The 13,834-nt window shown below is 37.1% G+C and carries 13 protein-coding genes and 1 riboswitch; of the genes, 9 read left to right on the top strand and 4 right to left on the bottom strand.

All coding sequences use genetic code 11. The annotated features are described in order from the left end of the window. Positions 1-104: 104 nt before the first annotated feature. From ACFFIX_RS14615 to ACFFIX_RS14580, 8 genes are all read left to right on the top strand, one after another. Entirely contained in the window at positions 105-392 is a 288-nt protein-coding gene (locus ACFFIX_RS14615; protein ID WP_378935181.1) for an alanyl-tRNA editing protein, read from the top strand. 107 nt (positions 393-499) lie between these two features. Beyond that, positions 500-835 carry a DUF2294 domain-containing protein gene (locus ACFFIX_RS14610; RefSeq protein ID WP_378935179.1) on the top strand — a complete coding sequence of 112 codons (336 nt, stop codon included), beginning with the start codon at positions 500-502 and terminating at the stop codon, positions 833-835. Positions 836-1,032: 197 nt separating this feature from the next. Beyond that, the gene (locus tag ACFFIX_RS14605) at positions 1,033-2,082 is read left to right on the top strand and encodes an ABC transporter substrate-binding protein (protein ID WP_378935177.1); all 1,050 of its coding nucleotides are present in this window, start codon (positions 1,033-1,035) and stop codon (positions 2,080-2,082) included. Positions 2,083-2,100: 18 nt separating this feature from the next. After that, entirely contained in the window at positions 2,101-3,030 is a 930-nt protein-coding gene (locus ACFFIX_RS14600) for a nucleoside hydrolase (protein ID WP_378935176.1), read from the top strand. 25 nt (positions 3,031-3,055) lie between these two features. Continuing rightward, on the top strand, positions 3,056-3,877 hold the full coding sequence (locus ACFFIX_RS14595; RefSeq protein WP_378935174.1) for an ABC transporter permease: 822 nt from the start codon (positions 3,056-3,058) through the stop codon (positions 3,875-3,877). Between the two features lie 6 nt (positions 3,878-3,883). Continuing rightward, complete coding sequence (locus ACFFIX_RS14590; protein ID WP_378935172.1) at positions 3,884-4,672, top strand: ABC transporter permease; 789 nt, start codon at positions 3,884-3,886, stop codon at positions 4,670-4,672. Between the two features lie 15 nt (positions 4,673-4,687). Next, positions 4,688-5,752 (top strand): ABC transporter ATP-binding protein, encoded by a 1,065-nt coding sequence (locus ACFFIX_RS14585; RefSeq protein ID WP_378935170.1) that lies wholly within the window; start codon positions 4,688-4,690, stop codon positions 5,750-5,752. A gap of 17 nt (positions 5,753-5,769) precedes the next feature. Further along, on the top strand, positions 5,770-7,482 hold the full coding sequence (locus ACFFIX_RS14580; protein WP_378935168.1) for an adenine deaminase C-terminal domain-containing protein: 1,713 nt from the start codon (positions 5,770-5,772) through the stop codon (positions 7,480-7,482). A gap of 84 nt (positions 7,483-7,566) precedes the next feature. Here ACFFIX_RS14580 and ACFFIX_RS14575 read toward each other — a convergent pair whose 3' ends face one another. The 4 genes from ACFFIX_RS14575 to tenA form a co-directional block, all read right to left on the bottom strand. Continuing rightward, positions 7,567-8,346 carry an energy-coupling factor transporter transmembrane component T family protein gene (locus ACFFIX_RS14575; protein ID WP_378935166.1) on the bottom strand — a complete coding sequence of 260 codons (780 nt, stop codon included), beginning with the start codon at positions 8,344-8,346 and terminating at the stop codon, positions 7,567-7,569. Beyond that, positions 8,340-10,022, bottom strand: coding sequence for an ABC transporter ATP-binding protein (locus ACFFIX_RS14570; protein WP_378935164.1), 1,683 nt, complete (start codon positions 10,020-10,022; stop codon positions 8,340-8,342). The genes ACFFIX_RS14575 and ACFFIX_RS14570 overlap by 7 nt, the downstream gene beginning before the upstream one ends. Next, on the bottom strand, positions 10,000-10,611 hold the full coding sequence (locus tag ACFFIX_RS14565; RefSeq protein WP_378935161.1) for an ECF transporter S component: 612 nt from the start codon (positions 10,609-10,611) through the stop codon (positions 10,000-10,002). The genes ACFFIX_RS14570 and ACFFIX_RS14565 overlap by 23 nt, the downstream gene beginning before the upstream one ends. A 147-nt stretch (positions 10,612-10,758) precedes the next feature. Continuing rightward, the gene (gene tenA / locus ACFFIX_RS14560) at positions 10,759-11,451 is read right to left on the bottom strand and encodes a thiaminase II (protein WP_378935159.1); all 693 of its coding nucleotides are present in this window, start codon (positions 11,449-11,451) and stop codon (positions 10,759-10,761) included. A 448-nt stretch (positions 11,452-11,899) separates the two neighbouring features. Further along, positions 11,900-12,001: riboswitch (TPP riboswitch) on the bottom strand. 1,035 nt (positions 12,002-13,036) lie between these two features. Between tenA and ACFFIX_RS14555 the strand changes: the two genes are divergently transcribed. Next, positions 13,037-13,762: an RraA family protein gene (locus ACFFIX_RS14555; RefSeq protein ID WP_378935157.1), complete on the top strand. Its 726-nt coding sequence runs from the start codon at positions 13,037-13,039 to the stop codon at positions 13,760-13,762. Positions 13,763-13,834: the final 72 nt, after the last annotated feature.

Raw genomic sequence — 13,834 nt, 5'->3', positions numbered from 1 at the left:
TCAATAGTAATGTTTCAAACAAGGTATAACGTCCTTTCGGCTGCCATTACTACTTAAGAAATTGATAGTACAGATACTATGTATCGGGTTTGTAGTATAACTTAATGTCTACTTTATCTTATCAGATATTTACAACAACGTTAACAGCTGCGTTTGAAGGAGTTTTTTCCTATAAAACGGTCAGTTTTTATTTGGGAACAGAAGTTTCAACGATTGAATTAGCTATCAAAGATTTAACGGAAACAGAAGCAGCTGAAACGGAGATTTTAGTTAATCGTATTATCAAGGAAATTGGCCGATCGTTAGGACCTGTTGGAGGCCAAATGCATTTGGAACTACATAGACAAACCATGATAGTTCGGATATTACTAAAGATTTTTCATAAATTTTGATATAAACACACTTTTTTCATTAAAAACCGTATGTTATCTTGTAAAAGGATAAAATTTATGTATAATAATTAATAATAACAGTTTGGCAGGTGATTCACATTTTTCCGATGGACTCTAATGAAGCGAAGAAATTACTTTCTCATATGTACAATGAGGTATCAAAGGAATTGTTCGGTGTCGGTACAACACTGCTGAAGGTTACAGTTGAGCAGAATGTGATTTCGTTTCAAGCTATACACCGTCGTGCTCCGCGTTCTGCTGCTTTAGAGGGTGAGGTTCCTAATTTAAAGCAAGAAGTCGACTTTCATATGTCACTTCTTTTTAAGAAGAAAATAAGAAAAAAGATGGAAGAACAGACGAGTTGGGATATCGAAGCTGTTCTAAGAGATTATGACTCAGCTACCCAACGTGCTTTTACGAATATAGTAATAAAGGAAAATTAAAATAATGGATTTCCTACTCGGATTTATCTGAAGAGGAACGCCAAAATATCGAGACTACATGATAGGCTTATCTTTGTTTACAAAGAAAAGACAATCTTGGGTAGAATTTTTATTCTATTTAAGATTGTCTTTTTTTTTTTAATAAATAATCAAGAAAGGCAATACTAAACACAAATAAAATATTGGAGGTTTAAATGATGAAAAAAATTGTTAGTTGTCTCATAGTGTTATCTCTGTTTGTATTAGTTGCATGTACTTCAAATGAAAATCCTACTAGTGAAAAGGAAAAGCCAGCGAAATTGGTAATTTCCACTTGGGGGTTCGCTGCGGACTTCTTTCGTGATGAAGTTTACAAACCGTTTGAAGATAAGCACAATGTTGAAATTGTTCTGGATACAGGAAACAATGCCGATCGCTTGAACAAAGTACGTCAAGGAAATTCAGATGTGGATGTTATCTTCCTGTCTGATTACTATGCACAGCAGGGTATTGATGATGGTTTATTTGAAACAATTGATCGCAGCAAGGTTGCGAATATTGACAAAATATACGATATGGCTAAAGCTCCACTTGGCGAAAATTATGGACCAGCCTATACAGTAGCCCAATTTGGTATTGCTTATAATCCAGATGAAGTAGGTAAGGAGATTGCTTCGTGGAAAGATCTTTGGAGTAATGAATTAGAAGGTAAAATTACGATTCCTGGGATTACTTCTACAACAGGGCCAATGTTTTTAGATGCTGCTTCAAAAGTCAGTGGTAGTAAAGAATTTAATGAAGATAAAGCTTTTGAGCAAATGAAAATGATTATGCCAAATGTTGTAAAGGAATATGGGCAAACATCTGAGTTTGTCAACATGTTTGCACAAGGGGAAATTGTTGCAGGCCCTATAATGGAAATGTACTTTGCCGATTTGCAGGAAGCCATTCCAAATGCCAAGTTTGTGTCACCTGAAGAAGGCGGATACGCAGTAATGAATACGGTGAATGTTGTTAAAGGAAGCGATCAAAAAGAATTGTCTGAGGAATTTATTAATTACATTTTAAGTAAGGAAGTTCAGGAGAAATCAGCAAAAGCGAAGGTGGATTCTCCAGTAAACACAGATGTTCAGCTTACTGAAACAGAGGCACAAGGCCTAACCTATGGAGAAGAAGTAATTAATGATTTATTAGTATTAGATATGAAATTTATCAATGAAAGTTCTAAAGCATGGATCGATCGTTGGAATAGAGAGCTCGTACAGTAAGAAAACGAGGTGTGATCAATGAGGGAAAAATTGATTCTCGATGTGGATACTGGAATCGATGATGCAATTGCGATCATTCTTGCTGTGAAAAGTCGTCAATTTGATATATTGGGAATCACAACAGTTAACGGGAATGTATCACTTGATTCTGCCACGCGGAATACGTACAAAATACTAGACCTTTTAGGTGAACAAGCAATTCCAGTCATTAAAGGGGCCAACACTCCTATCCTCAGGAATACATTTTTTGAACATCGAATTCATGGTGAAGACGGTCTTGGTGGTGCCTTAAAGGATGTTCATGTTAAACAACATAATGATGATGGTTTTGCTCCAGACTTTATGATTAATTCCATTTTAGGCTTTTCTAAAAAAGTAACGTTGGTGATGACAGGACCTCTTACGAATTTAGCATTAGCTGTAAAAAAATGTCCGCAAATTGCCAAGCATGTAAAAGAAGTGATCTTCATGGGAGGAGTTATACAAGGAGTTGGCAATGTGACACCAACTTCGGAGTATAACACGTATGTTGATCCTGAAGCAGCAAAAATTGTTTTACATGCTGGGTTCGAATCAATAACACAAGTCGGGCTAGATGTCACAAGAAAGGCTCTTTTGACTGACGAGCATATCCAATTGATTACAAACCGTACACTTGCTAATTATATAAAAGAAAGTACTGCTGATTACAGAAACAAGTATTTTGAACGGAACGGTGTTTTCGCCTGTGCCATGCATGACCCTTTAGCCGTGGGGGTCGCGTTGCAAAAAGATCTTGTCACGAGAGAAAAATACTATGTGGATGTGGAAACAAAAAGCGAGCTTTGTGACGGACAAATGGTTTGTGATTTACAAAACCGGCTTATGAAGCCTGCAAATTTAAATGTTAGTCTAGGTGTAAATGCGAAGGAGTTTTTTAACCTGTTTATTCGCATCATCAACTCATAATTTAATTCGAACAGGGGTTTAGGAGATGAAAAAATATTATCTATACCTGCTGCTGTTGCCAGGAGTTCTTTTTTTAACGATCTTTATGATTATTCCAATCTTCTTAACGATTGGATCGACAGTTAATAATGAGAGTGGTTTTACCATACAAGGATATATCGATTTTTTCCAAGATCGATACTTCATTGGAATTCTGCTTACGACACTTAGAGTGAGTATGATAACAACCATTATCTGTATTTTGCTAGGGTTTCCAGCAGCGTACTATATTTCAAAACTTGGATCAAGAAAAAAAGCAATCATGCTTTTGCTGACGATTTTTCCGCTTTTAACAAGCCCTGTTGTTCGTTCGTTTAGTTGGATGGTCATTATAGGAAGGAATGGAGTATTGAACAATCTGTTAATGAGCGTGGGCTTGATTGAAGAACCTCTTGACATTTTGTACACGCCAACGGCCATTATTATCGGATTAGTGCACTTGTTTTTACCGTTGATCATCGTAACACTTGTTGGAGTAATGGAAAATATCGAATCCGATTTATTAAAAGCAGCGGAAAGTTTAGGGGCATCAAGATTGGCTGTATTTTCAAAGGTAGTTATTCCACTTTGTGTTCCAGGCTTAGTCATTGGAAGCATTCTAGTTTTTGTAGGGAGCTTTACTGCTTATACAACACCTGCGTTACTTGGTGGAAAGCAGCGTGTCATTTCAACGTTTCTTTATCAAAATGCCATTACATTGAATGATTGGAATCTGGCTTCGATTGTTGCTACGATCATGATCGTTGTCACAATTTTGATTATTACGATTATGAATGGAATGGCTAAAAAATTAAATCCAAAGGGGTAGAGGTGTATGCAGGAAAAAAATCGAGGATTGGCCCTGTTTACATTCCTAGTGTTTATCTTCTTACTAGGGCCTTTACTGATCATATCGATAACATCATTTGAAGGCGGCACTATTTTAAAATTTCCACCAGAACAGTTTTCTTTAAAATGGTATAAAAATATTTTTGAAGTGAAGATGTTCTTAACCACATTCAATACTTCTATTCTAGTTTCACTTGCAGGCAATCTTTTAGCACTATTGATTGGTGTACCTGCAGCCTATGCATTAAGCAGGTTTGATTTTAAAGGTAAAAGTATTGTGAATGCATTTTTTGTTTCTCCCATATTGATCCCGGGAATCGTGCTAGGCTTTACGTTTTTGCGTTACATTGTGGTGATATATCAGCTTCCAATTTATGCGGGTCTGTTTATTGGACATACAATCATTATGCTTCCTTTCATTATACGAGTTATTTCTTCAAGCTTATCAAACTTTGACTTTTCAATTGAAGAAGCAGCCGAGAGCCTAGGTGCGAGTAAGCTAGGAACCTTTTTTACAGTTGTTCTCCCAAATATAAAATCAGGAATTTTAGCGGCTGTTATGATCGCCTTTTTAGAATCCTTCAATAATGTTGATATTTCAGTCTTTATGACAGGTCCTGGGGTAAGTACGCTTCCGATTCAGATGTTGACATATGTAGAGAATTATTTTGATCCTACTATTGCAGCTATTTCTGTATTGCTCATGTTCATTACCGCCTTCTTCATGTTTATGGTTGAGAGGCTCATGGGTTTGTCATATTTTACAAAACGATAAAGGGAGTAATAATGGATGGCTTTATTTACTTTACAAGACATATCTGTTGCTTACAACAAACAAAATATATTGAAAGATTTTAATCTTGAGATTGAAAAAGGGAAGCTTGTTTCACTGCTTGGACCGAGCGGCTGTGGAAAAACGACAACCTTGCGTTTAATTGCAGGATTTTTACAAGCTAACCATGGAAAGTTTTTATTTAAAGATAAGGATTATACAAAAGTACCTGTGAATAAGCGGAACTTTGGCTTTGTATTTCAAAACTATGCATTATTTCCACACTTGTCAATTTTCGATAACATTGCATTCGGCCTTAGGTTACGAAAAATAGCTAAAAGTGAAATCGAAAAGCGTGTCATGAATGTTTTAGACATCGTTAATTTAAAAGGATTTGAAAAAAGATATCCTCAGGAGCTTTCCGGAGGACAAAAGCAGCGTGTAGCTATCGCAAGGGCACTTATTATTGAACCAGATATTCTATTATTTGATGAGCCTTTAAGTAATCTCGATGCAAATTTAAGGGTGAATATGAGAGTAGAGATCCGCCGTATCCAGCAAGAGCTAGGCATTACTACTGTGTATGTTTCTCATGACCAGGAGGAGTGTTTCTCAATCTCTGATCAGGTGGCGATAATGAATAATGGCGTTATTGAACAGCTAAACGACCCTGCTACCATCTACAAATATCCAGGGACTAAATTTGTCGCTGACTTCATCGGGTTTAAAAACTTTATTAAGTTTGATAAACGGTCAGATTATGAGGATAGAATTGAACTTAGTAAGTCTGGTCAAGTCTTTGTCATTCAAAAAGACTCACAAATGATCAATACTTCTGGAAAAACAGGTGCTATCCGTCCGGACAATTTCTTGATTCAGGCAAAAGATACTCTTGAATCTCCTCTAGAAAACGGGTTATATGGCAAAGTTAAGGTAAGCACATATCTTGGAAGAAGCTATCAGTATGCTGTTGAAACGAGTTTAGGAGATTTCACGGTGAACAAGGAAATGATAGAACCTTATCGTGCTGGTCAGGAAGTTATCCTGGGAATTCCAAGAAACCAAATGGTGCTTGTTGATTAGCATAGGGAGGGTAAACAATGGAGATTGATCTGCTGGTAGTAGACAGTTACGTCTATAACAGCTATTTAAAAACATTTATTAAAGGGAATGTAGTGATCAAGGATGGGAAGTTTTTGTATATTGGTGAACGAGAGTTAGAAACCTTCCAGCCTAAGAAGTTTATTGACGGTAATGGAAAGTTTTTGATCCCAGGTTTGATCGACATTCACTTGCATATTGAAAGCACGATGGTGACTCCTTCTACGTTTTCTTACGGGTTAATTAAAAATGGTGTGACTACCATTGTCCCGGAACCGCACGAGATGGCCAATGTGTTTGGGATTTCAGGTGTAAAGGAAATGATTAAGGCTAGCAAGGAATGTATTGTGGATATGTTCTATGCCATTCCAAGCTCTGTACCTGCGACGTCAATGGAAACAACAGGTGGGACAATTGAAATTAGTGATATAGATGAGTTGATTCAAACAGAAGACATTAAATGCTTAGGCGAGATCATGAACTACTATGAGGTTATTTCCGAGCCAGATTGCAAAACAAATCAAATTTTGTCGCATGTCCGTTCCCACTATCCGGAGTTAATCATAGAGGGGCATGTTCCAAAGCTGCTCGATTTAGACTTGCAAAAAATGGTCTATGCGGGAGTGAATTCAGACCACACCCATCAAACTGTTGATGGAATGGAAGCTCGGATTGAAGCCGGAATGTTTCTTGAGATTCAAGAAAAATCGATGACTAAAGAGGTTATAGATTATTTAACTGAAAAACAAGTAGATGAGCATTTCTGTTTTATCACGGATGATGTCATGGCTGACTCTTTCCAAAGAAGAGGACACCTCAATGTACTCCTAAAGAAAGCGATCCAAATGGGCATGTCTCCAGAAAAAGCAATTTATGCATGTACTTATACACCAGCACAGCGCATGAGAATGTACGACAGGGGAGCAATTGCACCAGGAAAAGTTGCAGATTTTCTGCTTGTATCAAATCTGCAAAGCTTTGATATTGAAATGGTATACAAAAAAGGTGAGCTTGTATATGATTCTGCAATGCCCTATGAGCAGTCAGTAAAGGAAAGACAATTTCCTGAGGCATTCTACCAAAGCGTGAAGCTTGAAGAGCTCAAAGTAGACAATTTTGAAGTTCAGCTTCCACTCAAGGATGATCGTTACAAGTGCCGCATTATGAACGTTCAGGACGGTTCAACCTTTACCGAGGAAATACATGATGTGCTTGAGGTGAGAGACGGTAAGCTTTACTGGGAAGAAAGTTCCTACGGACTAATTACAACATTCGAACGGTATGGAAAAAACCGTAACTATGCGCAAGGATTAATTGGTGGAGATATATTGAAGCGGGGCGCAATCGCTACTACCTATTCCCACGACAATCACAACCTTTTAGTAGTAGGTCAAAATAAGCAGGATATGTTGCTTGCTGCTAATGAAGTTATACGTAATCAAGGTGGAATTTGTTGCGTAGAAAATGGGAAAATCCTTTCCGTACTCCATCTTCCAGTAGGTGGGATTTTATCTGAAGAGCCATTGGAAGTGATCTCTGGGAAGGTTCGTCATCTAACAACTGCGCTCAAATCATTAGGATACAAGCATTACAATGTTATCATGTCATTCAGCACACTTTCACTTCCTGTTAGTCCAGCATTAAAAATAACCGATCATGGATTGATAAACGTAAATGAAGGGAAAATAGTACCTCTAGTAGTGGCTGATTGAGAGAAGTGATTGAAACTAAAGAATCCTCATATAGATGGAAACAGGAGGTCATTCAAAATCTGATTTTGAATGACCTCCTGTTTATTAAAATAAGTATCTTTTTCTTAAGAAAATCAATCCAGTATATAAAATAACCAAACCTCCCCCAAAAAACAAATCCTTTTTTGTCCACGGAACGACATGGTAGAAGCTGCGCTGTCGGCTGCCATCGAAGCCTTTTGACTCCATTGCGATAGCGACTCTCTCTGCTTTTCGAATCGCGCTGGCTAAAAGAGGGATGATATATCGTTTCGTTTCTCGAAAACGTTCGGTTAATCCACGTGATTCTCCTAATCCACGGATACGATGTGCTGCACGGATCTGATTCAACTCTTGTTTAAATAAAGGGAGAAATCGGTATGCGGCCATCATTCCATATCCGAACCGAGGCGGGAGCTTACAATGTTGGATCAGACTTAGCATAAGCTTTGTAGGCTCAGTTGTGAGCACAAATAATAATGACCAGGAAGCAAATAGAAGGGAACGAAGCCCTAAAGAGATACCTGTTACGACATTTTCAAGAGCAACTGGCATACTTCCAATCTGAAATAGAATCATTTCCCCCCGTTGATTAGGAAAGACAACATTTATCCAAATAAAACTAAAAGCAAATAAACTAAAAGGTAGGAGAATCAGTAATAAAAAACGAAAAGAAACGCCTCCTAAAATGATGATGGCTCCTACTGTTAAGATGAGCAGGACAAAAGGAGTCCATGGATCAAAAATTGGAACCATGAAGAAGATTACGACAACAATACTTATTAGCTTCAAAGTTGGGTTTACTTGTTGTAAAAAATGGTTGCCTTTTTGATACTGCTCTAACATAGAAACGCCTCCTCCTTAACTCCCCTTGTTAACGATTGTAAGGAGTAGGAAAGGGGTACTTTAATTGAGGCTTTTTCAAGCAATTCTTGTTCCTTAAAAAAAGGAACAACGTCGCCGTGATAGGTAATTTCACTTTCATTTAACAGAATGACTTTATTCGCGTATTCGGAGACTAGCTCCATATCGTGAGTAATCATAAAAATGGTTTTACCGCTTTGATTTAATTCTTTTAATAAATTCATAATCGTATTCGTATTGACATAATCTTGGCCAAATGTCGGTTCATCCAGAATGAGAAGTTGTTGATCATTCATAAGCATGGTCGCGACAGACAGACGACGTTTTTGACCCTGACTTAATGAAAAAGGATTATTTTGTCTTTGTTCTGTTAAATAAAATTGCTCTAAAAGTTCATCAACACGTGGTTGCCACTCTTCTTTTCTCCACCCACGTATTTTTAAACCATATGCCAATTCTTGCTCCACCGTATCACATATGAATTGGTGTTCAGGATTTTGAAAAACATAACCTATTTTTTGGATAAGTTCTGATGTTTTTAATTTGCTAAAGGGATCGTTATTTAAAAAGATTTCACCCTTTTCAGGCTTTAAAAGTTTAATTAAAAGTTGTGACAATGTACTTTTGCCAGCACCGTTTGGACCAAGGAGGGCGACAAAATCACCACTTGAAACTGAAAAATTAATGTTCTTTAACACAGGGTGATTTTGATAAGAAAAAGAAATATTTTTGAATTGTAGAATCGTCGAACGATCAGAATGTTCATTGCTATTTTGTTTGTTTGTCTCCATTTGAAGAGTTTGGATATCTAGTTGTTGTCCTGTAAATCCTTTTTTCCACTCTTCCATTGTGAGAGGGAAAAGACTCCATTTCATGCCTTGACTCTCTAACTCTTTTGCATACTTACATATTTGCGGTACCCAAATACCTTGCTGAATGATAGCAGAAAAATAGTGGTTAAAAATGTCTCGTGGAGCACCATCTGCGATCAGTTCACCTTCTTTTCCTAGGACAATCACTCTTTCTAAGTATGGCAATAGATGATCAAGCTTGTGCTCAATAAAAAGTAACGTTTTGTTTAATTTATAAGAGAGCTCAATCAATAAATTAAATATTTCCTCAGTGCTGGTGGGGTCTAGGTTTGCTGTTGGTTCATCTAAAATAAACACTTCAGGATCCATCGCAAGTAAGCATGCAAGCCCAAGTTTTTGTTTCATTCCACCTGAGAGCTCTTTTAATTGTGCTTTTCTCCAGTTTGTAAGTCCAACTAACTCTAAACTTTTCTCCAGTCTTCTTTCCATTTCCTCTCTATGGAGGCGGAGGTTTTCCAAACCGAACAGGACCTCATCTTCAACAGATAACATACAAAATTGTGTTTCAGGATCTTGAAACAGGATGCCTACTCGTTCGCTTATTTCACGGAAACTTAATTCGATTGGAGAGTATCCATCTACCGATACTGAGCCAGTCATCTCAGCTTCTATAGATCTTGGGATTATCCCGTTTAGCGTAAGTGCTAACGTGCTTTTTCCGCCACCGCTAGGACCAAGAATCAGTACCTTTTCCCCTTTATTGATTTTTAAATTAATCCCTTGCAACACCTTTTTGAGTTGAAAGGGATAGCTTACTGTTAAATCACAAATGTCGAGATAGCTCATCATGATCCACTTTCTGCTGACGATAGATTTTTCCTAATGCAAAATTATCTAGTACACCTGTACGACATAAGGCATCAGCGATACGTTTGCTTCCCCATCCAGCTAGTAAGGCACCGCTAATGAGCATTGACACGATCATCAAACCGATAATGAATGAAGAGTATTGACTATACCCATACAGATAGTAAATCGTGATAAAGTTAGCCACAATGCCAAACATACCAGCTAACATTAAGTTAGGTAAACGGTAGCTTCGATATAAAAATAAAGCTAGAGCTAGTTCGGCCCCAAGTCCTTGAGTAAAACCGAGAATAAGTACAGCACCTGCACTGACTGAACCGACAAGAATTTCAGTTCCAGCAGCAATCATTTCGGCAATTAAAGCAACTCCAGGCTTTCGAATAATGTAAGCACAAACGATCGGTGCCATAATCCAAAACCCAGTAATCAATCCAAAGCCAATTGGCCCAAATACGCCTTGTATAAACTGGCCAAAGAAAATCCAAGCAAGATACAGAATACCAAAAACAACCGAAATTGAAGCAATCACAACAATTTCTCTTAAATTTAAAGACTTTGAATTTTTCATGTGGATCTCCTTTTGAAAAGCCATTTTTGCTAACTTTGTAGTATTGAAATAAAACGATTACTCAGATATAAGAGTGAAAGCAATCGGCTACAAACCGATTGCAATATTACTTTCACAAACATCAACTTTTCTATTAGAAAAGAATCTTTACTCTACAACAGCAACACGTTCTTTTTGTACAGGCCAGTCTTGCAAGGTATAGGCCATATCAAAAAATAGATATTCAAGCTGACAGCTTAGCATGAAGTGCTCCTTCATTTTGGTTCTTTCTTGTTCAGAAGCCTCTTCAGCTAGTTGATCAAGCCTCTTTAGGTAGAGATTCATTCGTGGATCTTCTTGGCCACCATAAAACGTAATCCAGTCATAAAAAGGATGAGACTGATCTGGTTGGAATTCTTCAATGATCCGATCTCCAATGTATAAATAAATATATGGACAAGGTAGAACGACAGCAATTGTTTCACCTAGCGTTCCAGAGCGACCAACATTTAGCATATGTCTCGTATAATGCTGTGCAGTTGGTGCTAATGGGAATCCTTGCAGATCTTCAAACTTAACTCCCGCTACATGACAAAAGTTATTATGTGGGTGTACTTCACTATTTAATACAAAGGAAATGCTCGTATTAAACATGACCATATCTTCACGATTTGTACATTTTGAGATACCCAATGCATACGCCTGGATAATTGCATTTAAGTATTCAAAATCCTGTTTCACATAATGAATTAATTGCTCCTTACCAAGTGTACCGTCTGCAATCCCCCTGACAAATGGGTGATTGTAGCATGCCTCGAAAATGTGATCCGCTTCTTTACGCAATTGTTCTGAAAAGCTCATTAAAATTCCTCCTTTTTTATTAGCATCAGAATTTATATGAATTATAAACTCAAAATGCGTTTCGCAAGTCCAGCTCCGACGCACAGGACGTGCAAGTGCAGTCAATGCGACAGGACGTCGCGCTTTTGACTGCCAGCGCCTAGCCCCTCGAGGTCATAAGTCAATTCTAAATTGAAGGCAAAGAACGCCTTCTATTTAGAATCATCTTATGCTTGTCGGAGGCCTGCAGGATGCAGGTCAGAAAGGCGTTGCAACAGGACGTTGCGAACTTAGCTTTTCTTCCTCTAACAAGGCGCTTGCGCTTTTTTATTAAAAGGAAATCCGAACTGCGGGGAGTGATCTAATTCAATAAAAAAAGCCGCTCCGGAATGGAGCGACTTTTTAATAAATAGTCTTATTCTTAATCAACTAGATTCATAATAAATCTGACATTAAGATTAGACAAACATTTATGCCGACTCCACTTCCCTACGCTAGTACGAACTAGATCAGGTTCAAAGGGATTAAGAATAATCTTATCTCAGCCAAAACGGCACCCCCAGTGGACTTCCTATTTAATTGACTAAAACTTACCACGTGAGAGTAAATTTGTCAAAAAAGATTATTAAACTTTTTATCATTTAGTCTATCATATTTGATATTTTCTTAAGGTGAAATTAATAAATCTAGGGCTTAGAAGGAGGATAAAGGAATTGATAACTTAATAGATATGGAACGTCCTCGAAATAGCTTTACCCACTTATCGTTTAAACTCATGCTTTTAATTAACCCCGAATTTTGAGTATCCATATTTTTTGACGAACACATATTATTACATGCTGACATTTTAGTATGTGAAGATGACCTTTCCAACTAACGCTAAAAATGAAAACAAACCAATACTTTCCTTCATCACGATACCCCCCCATTAATTTCAAGAATTTTTAACCTTACTTTGGTATTTTTAGAATAACAAGCGATCACTTTCTTGTCACACAACATGTAAGAGAATGTAACGCGATTATTTTTTTCTTTTAATAAATGTTCCTTTTTTCCTTTTATTAATAAAATAATTTGTCTACATATAAACGAAACAACTATGGTCATATTTTGCTTAACGATTAAATATAAAGCTTGTTGAAATCCAGAAAATAAGTATCTAGATTATTTTCAAATCAACATGGAATAATACATCTCAAAATTAGTTATACTGAATTTTATTTTAGTAGAAGAATTGATTAAGAGTTTTAAGTATCTAAAGATTTTAAATATTCCAAAAAGTGTGTTGACTTTAAAAACCCAACGTTGTAAGGTTTTAATTGTAAGGGGAACGGTTTCCAAAATCGATTTCCAAAGTTGCTTTTAAGACTTACACCTTTAGTATTTGATCCAAAAACCACTATATCTTCTTTTTCCTCACGACATTCACAATCTTGAAAGTACTGATGACTGAAAGATAAAGCGCTGTTTTTATATTTGAAAATTAAAGCGCTTTCATTTTAAGGAGGTGAATCTATTTCCGATACCTAAGTACTACTTCTAATAGGACCAAAGCCGTTTTCTAAAGTGAACTGATTTGAACTATACAAAAAAGGGAGAGATATAAATGTCAGTAAATGAAACAGTAAAAACTAAAGAGGTAACAGATGATCGTAAAGAAATCCTAGAGTTGTATAAAGATTTGCGTGTAACAGATGTTCGTGATGGTATGGATTGGATTGGCATGAATGGGTTTGGAACTGTCCATTATGAAATTAAGCCATTATTCCGTACAAAAGTAATCGGGATTGCTCGTACAGCGCGTTATTTACCATTTGAAGGTCCATATCCAAAAGTAACTGGTGACGAATATACAACTTGGTCCAATTGGTATTATAAGGAGGTTTGTACAGATCCTTGGGGGAAAGATATCGAAGAAGGAGATTTCGTTTGCCTTGATATAGCTGGTATTGATGTAGGTCTACTGGGCTCAAATAATACGCTCGACTTTAAAGGAAAAGGTGCAAGAGGCTATTTAACAAACGGCGGAGGAATTAGGGATACAGATGAAGTTATTCTTCAAGGAATACCTGTCTGGTCTAAGTTTGTTTCTCAAGGGATGGATCAAGCGCGAATTCGTTACCATGAAAAAGACATCCCAATTGCCATTGGTGGAGTAGCAATTTACCCAGGAGATGTAGTTGTTGCGGATGGTGACGGCGTTGTAGTTGTTCCTCGTAAACTAGCAAGAGAAGTAGCAAAATATGCTCACCAAGAATTAAAGGGTGATAAAGAAGGTAGAAGAAGACATTACGAAAGATTAGGGTTGGAGTTAGATAACACAGTACTATAATATCTTAACTTTTCTCTTAATATCGGAAAAATACTTATACTTAAAAGTCAAAGGGCTGACTAGGTTGTGTCA

The sequence above is a fragment of the Metabacillus herbersteinensis genome (genome assembly GCF_042433335.1).
Taxonomy (GTDB): domain Bacteria; phylum Bacillota; class Bacilli; order Bacillales; family Bacillaceae; genus Metabacillus; species Metabacillus herbersteinensis.
This window is presented reverse-complemented; position numbering and strand designations above follow the sequence as displayed.